This is a genomic window from Mesorhizobium sp. CNPSo 4661, from assembly GCF_057784215.1.
This window is the reverse complement of the sequence record NZ_JBWGIO010000003.1, coordinates 93,339-110,348: the sequence shown is the minus strand read 5'-3', so window position 1 is coordinate 110,348 and position 17,010 is coordinate 93,339. Positions and strand designations below refer to the sequence as shown.

The window sequence follows — 17,010 nt, the reverse complement described above, 5'->3', positions numbered from 1 at the left end:
CCGTCTCGGCGCTATCGCGCCGATCCACCTTCTCCCACAAGGGGAGAAGGGAAGGTCGCGCCGTCTGCGACAACCGTCCAATTGCCCTCGATCCATCGTCGGTCTATTTAGGTCGGCATGAGCGATACCACCTCACGGCTTGCCGCCTGGACCGATCTCGCCAACCCGACGCGCTTCGTCGGGCTGGCGGACAAGGTCATTCCGTGGCTGGCGGCGGTCGCGGCGATTCTGCTCGCCGTTGGCCTCTATATGAGCTTCACCGCGCCGGAGGATTTCCAGCAAGGCATCACGGTGCGCATCATGTATATCCACGTGCCTTTCGCCTGGCTCGCCATGATGTGCTACACGATCATGGCGCTCTCGGCGCTTGGCACGCTGGTCTGGCGTCATCCGCTGGCCGATGTCGCGCTGAAATCGGCGGCCCCGATCGGCGCCACCTTCACAGCGCTGGCGTTGATCACCGGCTCCATTTGGGGCAAGCCGATGTGGGGCACCTGGTGGGTGTGGGACGCCCGGCTGACCTCGGTGTTTGTGCTCTTCCTGATGTATCTCGGCATCATTGCGCTGACGCGCGCGCTGGACGATGCCGGCCGCGCCGCCTGGGCCGCCGCCATCATCACGCTGGTCGGCTTCATCAACATCCCGATCATCAAATTCTCGGTCGACTGGTGGAATACGCTGCACCAGCCGGCTTCCGTTTTCCGCCTCGGCGGCCCGACCATCGATCCCTCGATGCTGTGGCCGCTCGCCGTGATGGCGCTCGGCTTCACGGTGCTGTTCTTCGCGCTGCATCTGATGGCGATACGCACGGAGATTTTCCGGCGCCGCGTCACCGCGATGCGCAGGGTTGCGGCAAGGCAGGCGGAGCGGGCCTAACCTTCTCCCCTTGTGGGAGAAGGTGGATCGGCGCGTAGCGCCGAGACGGATGAGGGGTGTTCCAGCGGAGTGAGGCGCTGGTGTTCCCTGGAGCACCCCTCATCCGTCGCCTTCGGCGACACCTTCTCCCACAGGGGGAGAAGGAGAGGCCGCTCCTCACCCCATCCGCCCCCTTGCCGCAACCGGCAGCGTTTCCAGCAGCTTGTCGCCGTCGATCAGATGCACCTGCTCGAACAAATTCGTCACCACGCAGCAATGGTCGGGAACGACGCGCACGCGCTCGCCGATGTGCAATGCGGCGCCGTCCGATAGCGTGACGGTGCCGTGCTCTTCGCTCAAGCCAGTGACGCGGGCGCCGGGCACGCCCAGCAACTCGCCGAACTCCGGCAGCCCCAGCGTATCGGAGGACAGTGCCTTGCTCCCGCTGTCCAGGATGGCTCGGGTCGGGGTCGGATGGCTGACCACCGTGGCGAGTACCGTCAGCGCACAATCGTTCAGCGTGCCGACGCCTTTGGCGACCTGGTAGCGATCGAGATAGATGTAGGTGCCGGGCCGATATTCGGTGACGACGCTGTCCTCGCCGGAACGCCACATGTCCGGCGTGCCGCCGCTGGAGATGCGCTCGCATGCGAGGCCGGCCGCCGCAAGCGCGTCGCGCGCGGCCTTCAGCCACGCTTCCGCCTCGGCGGCGCGGCCCGCCGCCGGATAGGTCATCAGCCCGCCGAAGGCGAGCCCCTTGGCCTTGTCGATCACTTTCGCCAGCGCCAGTGCATCGTCGGCGCTCTGCACGCCGCAGCGGCCCATGCCGGTGTCGCACTCGACCAGAACCTGCAACGGATGGTCGGTATCCGTGAAGGTGGCGGCAAGGCCTTCCAGCGTCTCACGGCTGTCCGCCGTCACCGACAGCGTCACGCGCCCATGCAATGCCTTCAGCCGCTCCAGCTTGGCGCGGCCAAGGATGTTGTAGGGCAGAAAAATGTCGGTCAGCCCGGCATCGGCCATCACCTCGGCTTCGCCGATCTTCTGGCAGGTGATGCCGACGGCGCCGGCCCCGACCTGTTTCTTCGCCCAATAAGGCAGCTTGTGCGTCTTGATATGCGGTCGCAGCTTCAACCCATGCGCGTCGGCATGCGCCTGCGCCTTTTTGATGTTGGCTTCTGCGCGTGCCGCATCGATAAGGATCGCCGGCGTGTCGAGGTCGTCTATGCTTGGCATGAGATCACCGTCCAAAGCATGCCTGCCGATTCCGGCACGAGGACATGCGCTTCAAAACCCGACTGGGTTATGGCCCCGATCCGGCCAGATGTCACGGTCCAGAACCGCCGGTTTGCGTCGACAGCGGATCGGCATTGGGTTATTCGGAAGGGGCAGATTTCAGCAGGCAGCGGCCGGAAGGAAAAGAACCCATGAAGCGCTCAAAGATCAACGACATCATCCGCGAAGCCGACGCCTTCATCCGCTCCTTCGGCTACATCATGCCGCCCTTCGCCTATTGGTCGCCGGAAGAGATGAAGGCGCACAAGGCCGACTCCTCGGCCATCTTCACCTCGCGCCTCGGCTGGGACATCACCGACTACGGCCAGGAGAAGTTCGACGAGCTCGGCCTGTTCCTGTTCACCGTGCGCAACGGCCGCTACGAAGACATGAAGCTCGGCATGGGCATGCTCTATGCCGAGAAGATCATGATTTCGCGCAAGGATCAGCTGTCGCCGATGCACCGCCACAACATCAAGGCCGAGGACATCATCAACCGCGGCGGCGGCAAGCTGGTGCTGGAACTGTTCATGCACGACCGCGACGGCGGCATCGACCCGAAGGCCGAAGTCTCGGTACCGGTCGACGGGACCATCACCAGATTGCCGGCCGGCGGCCTGCTGAAGCTCGATCCCGGCCAGAGCGTGACACTGCTGCCCGGCGTCTGGCACGCCTTCTGGGCCGAGGGCAAGGATGTGCTGATCGGCGAGGTTTCCACCGTCAATGACGACCTCACCGACAACGTCTTTCGCGAGCCGATCGGCCGCTTCTCCAACATCGACGAGGACGTCTCGCCGGTGCACCTCTTGGTGTCGGACTATGAGAAGTGGGTCGGGTAGGCGAGGGCGCTGAGACTTCTATTTGATCTGAGTGAGAAGTGCGCGCAGTCGGCGCACTTCCGTGATCAGGCGCGGGAGGTCCTGACGTGCGGCGGCCATAAAATCCTGGTCTGCAACTGTTGCGCCGGACATTTCTATGTCCTCGCCACGTTCTGCCCCATTGCCGGTCTGGATGAAGTTCGATCCTCCGTCGAAATCCCGGCCTTCGACCCATGATTTCCACGGACCGGGTTGGGCTGCCGCCGCCCGTGTTTCCATTTCTTGAATTTCGAGTTCTGACAGAGACGTCTTCATTTGAGATCACTCAGGCGCGCTACCGCGCGTACTTATCCGCCTTGCGGTTCCCAAGCAGCAGCTTGCGTTCGAGATGCGCGCGCAACTCGCCATAGTAGGCGGTGAGGAAAGCCTTTGAATCGATCGGCTCGACCCTGGCGCCGATCTTGCGGGCGATGGTCTCCGCCACCGCCTTCAGCGCGGAATAGTCGTCGCGGCGCAGCACTTCCTCCAGCTTCTGCAGTTCGGCGATGCCATAGGCGTCGAGCTGCGCCGGACTGAATTGGAAGCGGGCCGCGACCGGATCCTTGCGCTGCGAAAGGTCTTCGAGCAGCGCCACTTTTGGCGCCTCGACCACCCAGGTGCCGGCGAGCAGGTCGCCGATTCTGAGCCGGTCGCGGTTGAACAGCGGGAACAGCGAGAACAGCAGCGCCCAGACCAGGCCGAAGATGGTGGTCAGCGTGTCGGCGACATCGGCGCTGGCGCGCGCGGCGAGGATCGACAGCGGCAGGAAAACTTCGATCTCGCGCATCAGGTTGCGCGCGATGACCTGGTCGAGCGTGAGGCCGGCGCCGCTGCGCGACGCGACCCTGACGCCAACCATGCGCTTGCCCGGCGTCGCTGCCCGCCGGCCCGCTTCGAAGGCGATGAAATAGACGTTGCGCAGGAAGAAGATGAAGATGATCCAGACGATGAACAGCGGCTGCGCATCCTGCACGCCAAGCCCGCCGAGGCCGAACAGCGCGACGAGGCTCACCACGACCGCCGCCACGATGATGATCACCACGTCGAGCAGGAAGCCCGAAGCCCGGGTGCCGGCGTCGGCCAGCTTGACCCTGAGGTCGACGCCCTCCGGCGTGACCAGTGGACGGATCAGCGCTGCCGGGTCCTTGACCTTCGCTGCCCTATCGGTCGCCATGCCGCACCATCCGGAACAGGTAGAAATAACAGATCCAAAAGGCCAGCATGCCGCCGCCTATCGAATAGCGGGGGAGGTCGCTGGTGATCGTCTGCCGGCCGATGCCCTCCAACAATCCGGCGAAAAGCAGCATCACCGTGACGCCGATCATGGCGGTCGCCGCCACGCGACCGGCCCGCGCTGCGGCCGCCATGCGGGTCAGTTTGCCGGGAAAGGCGATGCTGGTGCCGATGCGCATGCCGGCAGCACCCGCGATGGCGATGGCGAACAGCTCCGTCGTGCCGTGGATCGAAAGCCAGCCGCCGAGCTCGAAGCCAAGGCCCTTGGCGGCATAGATCTGGAAGATGGCGCCGAGCATGCAGCCATTCATCAGGATGATCAGCACGCTCGGCACGGCGAAGGCGAAGCCCAGCGCGAAGGCCAGGATCGAGACCTGCGTGTTGTGGGTGAAGAGATAGGCGGCAAAGCCCGACAGAAATTGGTCGCCGCCGCCGTAAAGCACGGCCCGCAGCGTCTCGGTCGACGAATCCGGGTTGCGCCCGCCCGCTAGGCTCGGCGCGATGATGGCGTCGTACCAGCGCTTGTCGGAGGCGACCAGCCAATAGCCGGCGATGGCGCCGATCACCGTCAACCCGACCGATGTCCACACCTCGCGCCAAAGGTCGCGGATCGCCGCCGGCCAATCATGCAGGAAAAAGTCGCCGATGCGTGTCCTCAACGATCGCCGCGCGCCGTAGAGATAGAAATAGCCGCGCAGGCACAGCGCCTCTAGATAGGCGATCAGCGCGCTGTCGAGCGAGGTCGCGCGCGCTACCGAAAGCGAGGACAGCGCCGAACGGTAGAGGAGCGGCAGCGACAGGAGTTCGTCTTCCGACAGCGCGCGCGGCGCACGCTTCTCGACGCGCGCCAGCAGCGCCTCGAAGGCTTTCCAGTCGGCTTCGCGCTCCTGGCGGAAGCTTGCCAGCGACTGGCGCACCGCATCGGTGCCGGCCGACAGCGTCATAAGAGGTTCTCCTCCTTGAGCTGGATATAACGCTCGACCAGTGCCGGGCCGAGCCGCTGATGGTCGGCCTCGATGACATGCGCGCCGAGCAGTCTGAGCCTGCCGATCACCACCTGCCGCTGCCGCAACAGGTCGCCGGCGGTGACGGAGCGGGCGACATCCTCGGGCGCCGCCGGCGCCATGTCGGCCAACGTTTCGAGCTCCACATCCTTCATCAGCATGAACAGCACCAGATGCCGTTCGGTCAGCCGGCCCACGGTGCGCAGCATCAGCTCGGCGCTGATCGGATCGACGAAATCGGTGAAGACGATGACCAGCGAGCGCCGATCGAGCCTGGCCGAAAGCGTGGTCAGCGCCAGGGTGAAGTTGGTCTCCTCGGTCGAATAGTCGATCTCGGCGGCGCGCTTCTGGATCATGGTGAAGCTCGGCGAGCCGCGCACCGCGCCGCTGGAAACGCGCGGCCTGGCGTCGAAGGAAAACAGGCTGACGAGATCGCCGCCTTTGAGCGCGATGAAGGCCGACAGAAGTGCTGCCGTCACCGCGCGGTCGACTTTCGGCACGCCGTCGACGGGCTCGCACATCAGCCGGCCGCTATCGATGGCTAAAACGATGTTGTTGTTCTCCTCGATCCGGAATTCGCGCGCCAGAAGCTTGCCGTGGCGGGCGCTGCGCTTCCAGTCGATCATGCGTCGGCCCATGCCGGGCTGGTAGTCTTTCAAAGCCTCGAACTCGCGGCCCTGGCCGGCGCGCTTCTGTGCATGGCCGTCGGCAAGCGCGGAGCGCTGCAGAAGCGTGATCGCTTCGTCGCGCGCGCTGCTGACGTCGGGCAGCACCGCAACCTTGCGATCGACCGGCAGAACGACCTGGTTCCAGATCAGCCCGAACGGACCCTGCCAGCGCAGCCACAACCGGTCGAAACTGGCGATGCCGCGGCGGATGGCCTCGAATTCGAGGTCGAGCGTGCCGCCATTGGCCGGCAGCGCGCCGCCGGTGCCGGCGACCGGCTGAAGCCGCTGGTCATGTCCGACACGCGCCTGCAGGCGCCGCGGCTTGGCGCCGAAACCCGCCGCGATGTGCAGCGTGAAGCGCCCGCCGACGCCGACCTGCGGCGGCGCGGTCAGCGTGGCATTGAGCGAGGCGCGGCCTCGCCCGGCGGCGGCGTCCACCGCCAGGAAGGCGAGCAGCAGGCAGATCCACAACAGGCCGAGATACCAGACATGCGGCAGAGCGAGCGCGATCAGGAAGGCGGGGATCGCCCCCGCCGCCGCTGCCCAGACCGCTCTGCCGCTCGGATAGATCAACGCGGCGCTTCCGTATGGTCGACGAGGTCGGAGACGATCTGCTCGACCAGCCGTCCGTCGATCTGCGCTGCCGGCGAGAGAACGACGCGGTGGCGCAGCGCCGGCACGGCCAAAGCCTTGACGTCGTCCGGGATGACGTAGTTGCGGCCGTCTAGCGCCGCCCTGGCGCGCGCGGCGCGCGCCAGCATGGCGCCCGCGCGCGGGCTGGCGCCGACCTCGAGGTCAGGACTTTCGCGCGTGCCGCGCACGAGTGCTGCGATATAGCCGACGATATCGTCGACCAGCGTGACCTCGCCGACCGTCGCAAGGGCGGCTTCCAGCGTCTTGCGGTCGGTCCGCGCCTTGATGCCGTATTGCTCGATATCGTGCGAGGCCGAGCCGCCGCCGTGATGGATGATGATGGCGCGCTCTTCCCGGAGGTCCGGATAGCTCACCCGATGCTTGAACAGGAAGCGGTCGAGCTGCGCTTCGGGCAGCGGATAGACGCCCTGATGCTCGATCGGGTTCTGCGTCGCCACCACCATGAAATTCCGGCCAAGCGAATGCGTGGTGCCGTCGAAGGTGACGGCATGCTCCTGCATGGCCTCGAGGAGTGCTGCCTGCGTCTTCGGCGGCGTGCGGTTGATTTCGTCGGCAAGCAGAAGGTCGCAGAAGATCGGGCCGCGCGTCAGCGTGAACTGCCCGCTCTGGAAATTGTAGATGTTGGCGCCGACGATATCGCCGGGCATCAGGTCGGGCGTGAACTGGATGCGGCCATAGGCGACGCCGAGCGCCTGCGCGAAGCAGCGCGCCGTCATCGTCTTGGCGGTGCCCGGCGGGCCTTCGAGCAGGATGTGCCCGCCAGCAAACAGCGCCGTCAGCATCAGGTCGACGGTATCGCGCTGCCCGGTAATCGCTTTCGCTACTTCTTCCCTGATCGCGTTCGCCAGGGCCTTCACTTCATCGACGTTCACCGAGCCTCCTTGCCGTCCAGTCATGCAGCTTTTCCGCTGCTTCATGCATTCCGGCCAAACTATTGGAATCATTCACTGCCTTGAACCGCGCGGTGAAGCCGTGCGCTTCATCCTTGTCGCGGGAGTCCAGCCAGCGGTCGAGCGCCTCGCCTTGCAGCCCGTGCGGCGCGCCAAGCAAGGCAGCGGCGCGTTGGCGCATCAGCGCCGCATAGCGGTCGCCAAGCTCTTGCAGCCGCCCGGCGCGCCTCAGCAGCATCGCCGTGGTGTCGACCAGCGCCCGCTTGCCGAAGGCGATGGCGCGGCCTTCCGCACGCGGCGGGCCGAAGCGGCCGAGCCCATGCAGGAAGGCGAGCCCGGCGGCCACCAGCACCGACAGCGTCAGCGCCAGGAAGGGCGGTTCGACCAACAGCTTGGCAAGATCGTATTTCTGGCCGATGCCGTGCAGCGTCAGGTCGAACATGACGGCGCCCTTGGCGGGCTCGATCATGGCGATCATGTCGAGCGCGGCGGCTGCCGTCTGTTCGTCCTTCAGCCCGGCATTGTTGATGAAATCGGGATCGGTGAGGATGTAGAAGGGCTCGTTGTCGAGTTCGGTCAGGATAGCCCTGCCGTCGCCGGCCGCGATCAGCGGATGGTCGTCCGCCACCCATTGCAGGTCCTCCGGCGCGGGCACCGTTCGGCCGGCGATATTGATCTGCGAGAGCGTGTTCTTCGCCTCGCCGAGCTTCGCCTTGGCGATGCGGCCGAGCCAGTCGTTGACGACCGTGTTGGGCAGCCGCTCGACCTTGGTCTCCCAGCCGTCATGGCTGAACAAGGGAAAGGTCTGCCATTTCGGCAGCACGAAGAGCGTGTCCTTGCCCGAGCGCAGCTTGATGATGTGGTCGAGCGCGGCCGGGTCGCTGCCCGGTGCGATGGTGACGACGAGCAGGAAAGTCGAGGCCAGCGGGGACGCCAGGTCCTTCTCGCCGCGTTCCATCGGCGGCGCTTGTCCGTTGGTCAGCTTCAGCCATTCGACAAGCCCGGCATAGCCGGTGCCGCCCTTCGAGAACGGCGTGCCGCCGCCTTCGGGTTCGCGGAAATCGGGGGCATAGGTGGACAAAAGGAAAAACCCGGCCGCCGCCAGCAGGCTGGCGAAAATGCCCCAGAACAGGGTTTTGCGGCTGAACGGTTCTTGCGCTGCCCCTGTCACCTGCGCGGTCATGCCCAGGCATCCCGAAAGGCGAAACGCTCATAGGCGCCGCGCGCCTGCCGCCAGCCCTCGACTCCGACGGGACGGCGGGCAAACAAGGCTGCCTCGACGATGCGGGCGATCTCGCTGAAGGCGGCGCGGGGCCGGGTGGGGATGGAGCCCGCGCCGGCGATATCGCGCGCGGTGAGCGACGGCCGCAGGAAATCGGGCAGCCGCGTGGCGATGTCGGCGACGCTGCGGCGAAGCAACAGATGCACCGCCTCGTCATATTCGCCGCGCGCTGCCAGCGCATCGGCCTCGGAGAGCAGGATCTGGGCGGCGCCCGCGTCAGGACGCCACTCTTCCTTCGCTTCGGTCTCTTCGCGTTCCCGCCGCCATGGCAGGCGCCAGGCAACGCCTTTGGCCTCGAGGAAAAGCAGGAAAGCAATGATGGCGACGCCGACAATCACCGCGCCCCAGAACAGGTAGATCATATACGGACCGAGCTTTGCCAGGCCGTCCAGAAACGGCTTCAGCCACGCCGGCGGCTCGGGCCGCACATAGGTCGGCAGCCCGAACTGGATCGAATCGTCGGCCAGCAGCTGCTTGTGCAACTGCGCCAGCCGTCCGGCCCCCTCCGTCGCTGCGGCTGTCACCCGCTCGTTCCCCCTGCAACCTGCGGTTCGGGGCCGACACTGGCAATACGCCATGACAATTGCAAGCGCACTGGACGTAGCCCTTTAATCTTGGCAAATTTACTTTGAAGTCATCCGTTGGATACGGTGGTGGTTCGGGGGAAATTATCATGACGACTGTGACATTGGGACAACCCGGCAGATTCGAGATCGGCAGGGTATTCAGCAACACCTTCGGCGTGATTGGCCGAAACATCGGACTTTGCGTGGGGTTGGCGGCTTTGTTTGCGGGCCTGCCGGCATTGCTCATCAGGCTGTGGACCCAGCCGCAGATCGACGCGATGATGCAGCGAGACCCCGCCGCCATGGCCGACCCAAGCGCCATGTTCCGCAATTCCTACATCACCATCTTCGCCGGGCTGATCTCCTTCGTGTGCGCGCTGCTGCTGCAATCGGCGCTGGTGCGGGCGACCATCGAGGACCTCAACGGCAAGCGGCCGTCCTTCGGCGACTGCATCCAGATTGCGATCCGCTTTCTGCTGCCGACGCTCGCGATCGGCCTTCTCGTCGGGCTCGGCGCGGGCATCGGCCTGATGCTGTTGATCGTGCCGGGCATCATCCTGTGGCTCGGCTGGTCGATGTCGGTGCCGGTCCTGATCCAGGAGCGTCGGGGCGTGTTCGGCTCGATGTCGCGCAGCCGGGCTCTGACCAAGGGCAGCCGCTGGTCGCTTTTCGGCCTGTTTCTCATTCTCATCATCATCGCGATGATCATCCAGTGGGGGATACTGCTCATTCTCGTGCTGTTCGGCGGCATCATCGCCGAGATCGGAGCCGCGCTGGTGCAGACCGTGGTGTCGATGGTGCTCTCGATCGCCACGGCGGTGAGCTACGTCGAACTGCGCCAGGCGAAGGAAGGAGCGAGCATCGACGAACTGGCGGAGATCTTCTCGTAGCGGCTGGCGCCGTCGTCGCGGAGCAACAGCACGCCTAGAGCAATTCCAGGAAAAGTGTGAGCGGTTTTCCGTCCGGAATTGCGTCAAAACAAGGAGATAGAGCGGTTCGCCGTTTCCGTGAAACGGTGGAACGCCCTAGTGACAGCAGCAATGATCCGCTGGCACGCTCGTCCTGCAGAGGCAGGACGAGGTGATCGCCACATCCGCCTTGGCCAGCGCCGTGGCAAGCTTCGCCTGCAACCTGGGCAGTTCCTCTTTCTCGCCGCGCCGCTTCAGGCATTCGACCAAGCCGTGCAGCGCCCAGACATTGTCCGGATGCTGGGCGCAGCGTTGCACGGCGCCGCTCAGGCCCAGATCGTCGCGATAGACCTGCTCGGCCTCGGCCGCGTGGCCCTGGTCGAGCAGGAGTGCCGCGAGCGCATGGCGCGGCGGATGCATCCAGGCCCATGGCTCGGTGTAGGAGAGATTGTCGTCGATCTCGACTGCGCGGCGCAGATGCGAGTAGGCCTCGTCGTGACGGCCCTGGTGATAGGCGAGCTCGCCGTCGAGCAGCGCCGCGCCCACCGCGAGCGAGGCTTTCGTAGGGTTGCTTAAGAATCGGCGCTCGGGCGGAATGCTATCGATTTGCCGGCTAAATAAATCGCATTGGCGCTCGGCGTCGGCGAATTCGCGCAGCGTCGCATGCGCCACGCCCTTGGCGTAATGCTGCAGCGCGGCAGTCACCACATAGAGGTCGGGCTCGCTATTCATCGGCTCGTCGATGATCTCGCGCCAGCGCCCGAAGCGCACCTGCACGTGCGATTTCATCGCGTGATAGCCCTCGACCGTCTGCGTCAGCTTCGGCCGCTCGGGGATGCTGACGACGTCGCGCGTCACCAGGTTGCGCACCTTGTCGGCCGCCCACAGAGCAGGGCGGTACTGGCCAAGAAACATGCAGGTGAACATCATTAGATGCAGGTCGTGGCAGCATCCAAGCAGGTAATAGGTCGGCTCGCCGGCATAGGCGAGGTAGAGGTCGTTGGCGCGCACCGCCTTCTCGCTGGCGATCTTCGCCTTCTCATACTCGCCGCAGAGCACGTAAATGTGCCCCGGCATATGGTTCATGTGACCGGCATCGGGGCACATCGTGACCAGCCGCTCCGCCGAGCGCATGCCGCGCTCCGGCTGCGTCGACATTTCGAGCAGGTGGATGTGGAGATGAAGCGCCGCCGGATGCGGCGCGGCGCCTGCCTCGTCCGAGAGCCGGATCGAACGTTCGCAGATGTCCAACGCCTCCAGCACATCGGAATTCGGCGCCGGCTCGCCGGTCTTGAGGTTCCACAGGCGCCGCACCGTGCGCATCATCAGCGCCTCGACCGTCAGCGCCATCACGTCATGGTCGTCGGGAAACGCGCGAAAAACTTGCCGCATGGCGGCGGCATAGGCGTCGTCCCACTTTTCGAACTCCGCGGCGCTCACGCCGTGCGGCTGCTGGACGCGGGCGGCCAGCGCATCGATCAGCCGCTGCTCGACAGGGCTGGCGCTCGCCGCATTGGCTTGCGCCAGCCGCACATGCTCGAAGCAGCGCCTGGCGACATGATCGGCCTCGGCCTTGCCATGTTCCTTCCAGGTGAGGTTATAGAAAGGCCCGGCGGCATAGGCGATGCCCCAATGCACGAAGGCGCAAGCTGGATCGGTCCCCAGCGCCTTCTCGAAGCACTTTATGCCTTCCTCGTGGTTGAAGCCGTAGCGCCAGTTCAGCCCGATATCGAACCAGCGCTGCGTTTCGGGGGAGGACGTGGAGATGGGGCGGCGATAAGTGCCGAGGTCGAAATGATCCATGCCTTGCTGCTTCTCGCATTCCGTGCGGGCGGGACCCGGCGCAATCTGAGCCGAAACGCAACAGCTTGGCAAACGGCTTCTCAGCCATCGAAGCGCGAGGGGCGAAACGGCTCGAGCAAGGGATTGGCCGTCCCGCTGACGATCTCGCCGGCCAGCAGTTCGCCTGCGATGAGCCCCAGCGTCGCGCCACTGTGACTGAAGACGACATGATAACCCGGAATATCGGTCAATTGGCCGACGACCGGTTCGCCGTCCGCCGGAATCGGCTTCGGCCCCACGTGAAGGCTCTGCAGGACAAGCCTCGGGTTGCCCTCCAGCACCGAGGAGGCTTCCTTGAGCAGCCCTGCGATCGTGGACGGCTTTGCCTCGTATGTGCCATCGTCTCGCACGATGACTTCCTCTTCCGACCATGCCGAATCCAGCGCGAAGGCGCCGTTCGGAGTGGGCCTGATGGCGACGCGAGGCGTGTTGAGCACGGCACGCAGCGGATGCGGAACCGGTTTGCTGAAAACCAGCAGCGCACGTGTCGTGCCGTCGCCTATATGCCTGCCGACCTTGGCAGCCATTGCCGGCACTGCCGGGCCGGTCGCGACCACCACGACATCGGCACCGACCACCTCGCCGGAAGAGGTCTTCACGCCGCTGACGCGGCCGTTGGCGAGTGTGACGTCGGCGGAGCCGGCGTCGCTGAGAATGCGGCCGCCGCGTTCGCGAAATTCCGCCAAGAGGAGGTTAATCAATGAAGGCAGGTCTACCCAGCCTTCGCCGGCATTGAAGATGGCGCCCTGGGGCGAGACAGCGCGCGGGTCGACACCAGGCGTGACGGCGCTGAGTTCAGAAGGCGCGAGTAGCTGTGTCTGGTAGCCAATAGCCTGCTCGTGCCGGTGGATCTCCGCTATCTGGTTGGAAGCATCGTCGGCGTCCCAGGTCAGGCCGCCGTCGAACCGCAGCCAGGCGCTGCAATCATGACTGGCCGCAAAAGCCTTGTAGCGTTCAAGGCCTTGAATACGCAGCTTGTGATACGCCGCGGAGCGCTTCCGCGCCGAATTGAGCCAGGCCAGCGAGCGCGACGATGCCCCGTTGGCGACGGCGCCGTCGTTCACAATGGTGGTTTGGACGCCGAGGCGAGCGAGGTGGAAGGCTGTGGAGACGCCAAAGACGCCGGCGCCGACGACGACGGCCTTGAGGGCGGTGTTATTGGTCATGGAAGCAACTTTCGATGGTTCGGACGATGAGTTCTATTGGATATCGGAACGATAGGTTGGGGGCCGACATCGTTCACAGCACCTCGGCCAGGAATTGCTTCAGTCGCGGGCTCTTCGGCCTGTCGAAGACTTCGGCCGGCGGACCGACCTCGACGATGCGGCCCTCGTCCATGAACGCGACCTGGTCGGCGACCTTGCGGGCGAAACCCATCTCGTGGGTGACGACGATCATCGTCATGCCGCGTCGCCCCAGATCGGCCATCAGGTTGAGCACGCCTTTGACGAGTTCGGGATCGAGCGCGCTGGTGACTTCGTCGAAGAGGATGACCTCGGGTTCCATGGCGAGAGCCCGCGCGATTGCAACGCGCTGCTGCTGGCCGCCCGAAAGGCGGCTCGGCCGGTAGTCCGCGCGGGCGGCGAGACCCACTTCCGTCAGGCGTCCCTCGGCAAGCCGCCTGGCCTGGCTTTGCGCCATGCCTTTTATCCTGGTCAGCGCCAGCATGACGTTCTCTATTGCCGTATGGTTCGGGAACAGGTTGAAATGCTGGAACACCATGCCGACACGTCGCCGCAACTTCTCAGGCCGCATCGCCAGGATGCTTTCGCCGTCGAGCATCACGTCGCCGCCTTTGGGTTCGACAAGCCGGTTGAGGCAGCGCAGCAGGGTCGATTTCCCTGAGCCGGACGGGCCGATGATGCAGGTGACCGTCCCCGGCTCCACCTTGAGCCGGATCTGCTTGAGAACCTGATGCTCGCCATAGGCCATGTCGAGATCGCGGACTTCGAGGCTGCCGGCCTTGATGGCTGGTTCCTTCTCGGCCTTGGCCACTGAATCCTTCAGTTCGCCCACTTCGACGAGGCCGCTGACAACGCCTCCCGCCTTCTGTTTGCCGAGGCGCAGCCGGTTGTCGATGTAGTTGACCACATGGGTCAGTGGCACGGTGATGACGAGATAGAAGACGCCGGCCAGGAGCAGCGGCGACAGATTGCCGGTTACGACCGCCTGGTCCTGGCCGATGCGGAATATCTCTCGTTCTGAGGCCAGCAGGCCGAGAAAGTAGACGAGGCTGGAATCCTTTACGTTGCCGATGAACTGATTGACCAGCGCCGGAAGCACGCGGCGTATGCCCTGTGGGATTACGATCAGCCGCATGCCCTGGTTGTAGCTCATGCTGAGCGCGCGGCAGGCCTCCATCTGGCCGCTTTCGACGCTCTGGATACCCGAGCGGAAGATCTCGCCGATATAGGCGCCGGCAATCAGGCTGAGCGCCAGGATGCCGAGCGGGTAGGGCGAGGGGCCGAAAATCTCACGCCCGATACGGGCGAACCCCTGGCCGATCAACAGGATGGTGAGGATGGCGGGGAGGCCGCGAAAGATGTCGGTATAGACGCGTGCCGGGATGCGCAGCCAGGCGGAGCGGGAGATGCCCATCACGGCGATCACCATCCCAATCAGGACGCCGAGGACCGTCGATGCGGCGGCGAGGATTAGCGTATTCTTCAGTCCGACCGCCAGCAGCGATGGCAGCACCGATGCCATCGCGTCCCAGTCGAAGAAACTTCGTTGAAGATTTGCGAGCCAGTCCATCCGTCATCCTGCCTTGCGAGGCGGCGCAAATTGCCGCTCGGCCGATCATTTGCGGTCTGCCAAGGGAATGGCCACCGGCATTCGCGCCGGCGGCCGAGCCCAGGTCAGTTCTTCTTGGGCAGGTATTGATCCGGCATCGGGGATCCGGGGAACCATTTCTGGTAGAGGTCCCGCCAGGTGCCGTCCTGCATGGCTTCGTGGATGCCCTTGTTGAGCGCCTCGCGGAACGCGTCGTTGCCTTTGCGCACCACAAATCCAGCGGGTGCGTCGAACGACGGGATGTTGACGGCGATCTTCAGGCTCGGATAGCGCTCGCCATATTGCTTGGCGGCTTCATAGTCGAGGAAGTGACCGTCGATCGTGCCGTTGTTGAGCGCGGCGATGGCCGAGTTGTTATCCGGGAATTTCACCAGGTCCGTGTTCTTGAAATTCTTGGTCGCGTAAATCTCCTGCAGCGTCCCCTGGACGACGCCCAGCCGCTTGCCGGCAAGGCCGTCGGCGGAGGTGATCTTGGGGTCCGACGTCAGCACCGACAGATATCCGGCGAGATAGCCGTCTGAGAAATCGACGGTCTTCTTCCGCTGCTCGGTCGTTCCGATCGCGGCGACCGCGACGTCGAAGCGCTGGTTGGCGACCGATGGCATCAGCGCCGAGAATTCCTGGCCGGTGAAGGTCACCTGGTCCGGCTTGAAGCCCATCCGGCCCACCACGTTCAGGAAGAATTCGAGATCGAAACCGGTGAACTTGCCGTCGGCCGTGGTGAAGGCATAGGGCTTGGCATCTCCCATCGTGCCGACGCTGATCGTCTTTGGGTCTATGAGATTGTATGGGTTGTCCGTCGCCCAGGCCTTGGGCAGCGATAGGACTGCAAGTGCGACTGCCAAGATCAAGGAGCCGACGCGCTGACGCCGGCTTGATATGAAAAGACCTCTGATATTCATGGTTGTTCTCCACTCTGAAGATCGGCCCGTGCGGGGGCACAGCGAACAATTTTCTGTACGGCCTGCGATCCGGCGCCTGTCGCGCTCTTGTTATCGTGAGACCGGTCTCAAGTTGGCTTGAGACCGGTCTCTTGACATTTGTAGCCACGACGACGAGCATCCGTCAACGAATTTGAGAGTGTGACTTGTCCACAATGAAGCGGCCGCCCAAGATTTCCTCGATCACCGTTAGCGACGTAGCCCGGGAGGCGAAGGTTTCGAAGGCGACCGCCGCGCGCGTTCTGGGCGGTTATGGCCGGGTCAGTCAGGCGGTGCACGTGGCCGTGTTGGAAGCGGCTAAGGCGCTGGACTATCGACCGAATGAGCTGGCGCGCAGCATGACGACCGGCCGTTCGGGCAGTATCGGCGTCGTCGTCGGTGATATCGAAAATCCCTTCTTCTCGCTCGCGGTGCGTGGCATCAGCGATATCGCGCGGTTGTCGGGCATCAACGTCATCCTGGCCAACTCGGGTGAGGAGGTCGAAGCGGAAAGGAACGCTATACGCGTGCTCCTGGCAAAGCAGGTCGACGGCCTGATCGTCACGCCCGCCCAGGCTGGAGACATCGCCCACCTCCGGGAGATTTCCTGCCCGCTGACGCTGCTCGACCGGGCACTGCCGGAGCTCGATGTCGACACGGTCACGGTCGATGACCGCGACGCCGCGCTACGCGCCACGCGCATGTTGACCGAAGCCGGGCACCGTAGAATCGCCTATGTCACCGCCGCGGTGCTGTCCGGGGATTTTCGCGGTGCCGCCTCAAGGATCAATACTTCCACGGTGCGCGAGCGCATACTGGGCTTCCTTGAAGCCTGCCGCCAAGCCGGCATCGAGGATGCGGAGCGCAACATCCGTTTCGGCAGCAGGCGGTCGGAGAGGTCGCATGCCTCGCTGGTGCAGTTGCTCCGGAGCGCCGACAGGCCAACCGCAATCCTGGCCTCCGACAGCGTCGTGGCGCTCGATCTCTTCAAGGCGATCCGGGAATGCGGCCTCGGCATTCCGCGGGACATATCGCTGGTGACCTTCCACGATGCCGACTGGACCAGCGTGACGACGCCCCCGATTACCGTGATCGATCAGCCGGTCTACGCGCTCGGAAAATCGGCGGCGGAGCTGCTCATCCGCCGCCTGAAAGGCGATGACCGGCCACCTGAAAGGATAGTCCTGCCGACGACGATCATCGAGCGGATGTCGGTAGGTGGCCCCCTGACCCAATCGGACGATCGATCCTGACCCGTGCATG

General features: G+C 64.6%; 16 protein-coding genes. 4 read left to right on the top strand and 12 right to left on the bottom strand.

Annotated features, from left to right (window positions below):
• Positions 1 to 117: 117 nt before the first annotated feature.
• The gene (locus tag AC0YKC_RS05300; protein WP_434722409.1) at positions 118 to 876 is read left to right on the top strand and encodes a heme ABC transporter permease; all 759 of its coding nucleotides are present in this window, start codon (positions 118 to 120) and stop codon (positions 874 to 876) included.
• A gap of 156 nt (positions 877 to 1,032) precedes the next feature.
• On the opposite strand, the gene AC0YKC_RS05295 is transcribed toward AC0YKC_RS05300, so the two are convergent.
• Positions 1,033 to 2,091: a D-TA family PLP-dependent enzyme gene (locus tag AC0YKC_RS05295; protein WP_488510383.1), complete on the bottom strand. Its 1,059-nt coding sequence runs from the start codon at positions 2,089 to 2,091 to the stop codon at positions 1,033 to 1,035.
• 191 nt (positions 2,092 to 2,282) lie between these two features.
• Here AC0YKC_RS05295 and AC0YKC_RS05290 point away from each other — a divergent pair, with 191 nt between their 5' ends.
• Positions 2,283 to 2,969 carry a D-lyxose/D-mannose family sugar isomerase gene (locus tag AC0YKC_RS05290; protein WP_434722412.1) on the top strand — a complete coding sequence of 229 codons (687 nt, stop codon included), beginning with the start codon at positions 2,283 to 2,285 and terminating at the stop codon, positions 2,967 to 2,969.
• 18 nt (positions 2,970 to 2,987) lie between these two features.
• Here AC0YKC_RS05290 and AC0YKC_RS05285 read toward each other — a convergent pair whose 3' ends face one another.
• The 7 genes from AC0YKC_RS05285 to AC0YKC_RS05255 are packed head-to-tail and all read right to left on the bottom strand — an operon-like array spanning position 2,988 to position 9,242.
• The gene (locus AC0YKC_RS05285) at positions 2,988 to 3,263 is read right to left on the bottom strand and encodes a hypothetical protein (RefSeq protein WP_488510382.1); all 276 of its coding nucleotides are present in this window, start codon (positions 3,261 to 3,263) and stop codon (positions 2,988 to 2,990) included.
• Positions 3,264 to 3,282: 19 nt separating this feature from the next.
• A complete protein-coding gene (locus tag AC0YKC_RS05280) occupies positions 3,283 to 4,161 on the bottom strand; it encodes an RDD family protein (RefSeq protein ID WP_488510381.1) in 879 nt (292 codons plus the stop codon).
• Positions 4,148 to 5,164 (bottom strand): stage II sporulation protein M, encoded by a 1,017-nt coding sequence (locus AC0YKC_RS05275; protein WP_488510380.1) that lies wholly within the window; start codon positions 5,162 to 5,164, stop codon positions 4,148 to 4,150. The genes AC0YKC_RS05280 and AC0YKC_RS05275 overlap by 14 nt, the downstream gene beginning before the upstream one ends.
• Positions 5,161 to 6,465 (bottom strand): DUF58 domain-containing protein, encoded by a 1,305-nt coding sequence (locus tag AC0YKC_RS05270; RefSeq protein ID WP_488510379.1) that lies wholly within the window; start codon positions 6,463 to 6,465, stop codon positions 5,161 to 5,163. The genes AC0YKC_RS05275 and AC0YKC_RS05270 overlap by 4 nt, the downstream gene beginning before the upstream one ends.
• On the bottom strand, positions 6,462 to 7,418 hold the full coding sequence (locus tag AC0YKC_RS05265) for an AAA family ATPase (RefSeq protein WP_434722416.1): 957 nt from the start codon (positions 7,416 to 7,418) through the stop codon (positions 6,462 to 6,464). Before AC0YKC_RS05265 ends, AC0YKC_RS05270 begins: the two co-directional genes overlap by 4 nt.
• Positions 7,405 to 8,619 carry a DUF4350 domain-containing protein gene (locus AC0YKC_RS05260; protein ID WP_320297348.1) on the bottom strand — a complete coding sequence of 405 codons (1,215 nt, stop codon included), beginning with the start codon at positions 8,617 to 8,619 and terminating at the stop codon, positions 7,405 to 7,407. The genes AC0YKC_RS05265 and AC0YKC_RS05260 overlap by 14 nt, the downstream gene beginning before the upstream one ends.
• On the bottom strand, positions 8,616 to 9,242 hold the full coding sequence (locus AC0YKC_RS05255) for a DUF4129 domain-containing protein (protein ID WP_488510378.1): 627 nt from the start codon (positions 9,240 to 9,242) through the stop codon (positions 8,616 to 8,618). Before AC0YKC_RS05255 ends, AC0YKC_RS05260 begins: the two co-directional genes overlap by 4 nt.
• A 149-nt stretch (positions 9,243 to 9,391) precedes the next feature.
• On the opposite strand from AC0YKC_RS05255, the gene AC0YKC_RS05250 reads away from it, so the two are divergent.
• The gene (locus tag AC0YKC_RS05250) at positions 9,392 to 10,174 is read left to right on the top strand and encodes a YciC family protein (protein ID WP_488510377.1); all 783 of its coding nucleotides are present in this window, start codon (positions 9,392 to 9,394) and stop codon (positions 10,172 to 10,174) included.
• A gap of 135 nt (positions 10,175 to 10,309) precedes the next feature.
• Here AC0YKC_RS05250 and AC0YKC_RS05245 read toward each other — a convergent pair whose 3' ends face one another.
• From AC0YKC_RS05245 to AC0YKC_RS05230, 4 genes are all read right to left on the bottom strand, one after another.
• Positions 10,310 to 11,995: a hypothetical protein gene (locus AC0YKC_RS05245; RefSeq protein ID WP_488510376.1), complete on the bottom strand. Its 1,686-nt coding sequence runs from the start codon at positions 11,993 to 11,995 to the stop codon at positions 10,310 to 10,312.
• Between the two features lie 80 nt (positions 11,996 to 12,075).
• Positions 12,076 to 13,200, bottom strand: a complete 1,125-nt coding sequence (locus AC0YKC_RS05240; protein ID WP_488510375.1) for an NAD(P)/FAD-dependent oxidoreductase — start codon at positions 13,198 to 13,200, stop codon at positions 12,076 to 12,078.
• 73 nt (positions 13,201 to 13,273) lie between these two features.
• Positions 13,274 to 14,788, bottom strand: a complete 1,515-nt coding sequence (locus AC0YKC_RS05235; RefSeq protein WP_320297344.1) for an amino acid ABC transporter permease/ATP-binding protein — start codon at positions 14,786 to 14,788, stop codon at positions 13,274 to 13,276.
• 104 nt (positions 14,789 to 14,892) lie between these two features.
• A complete protein-coding gene (locus tag AC0YKC_RS05230; protein ID WP_320297343.1) occupies positions 14,893 to 15,729 on the bottom strand; it encodes an ABC transporter substrate-binding protein in 837 nt (278 codons plus the stop codon).
• Positions 15,730 to 15,923: 194 nt separating this feature from the next.
• Between AC0YKC_RS05230 and AC0YKC_RS05225 the strand changes: the two genes are divergently transcribed.
• A complete protein-coding gene (locus tag AC0YKC_RS05225) occupies positions 15,924 to 17,000 on the top strand; it encodes a LacI family DNA-binding transcriptional regulator (protein WP_434725707.1) in 1,077 nt (358 codons plus the stop codon).
• Positions 17,001 to 17,010: the final 10 nt, after the last annotated feature.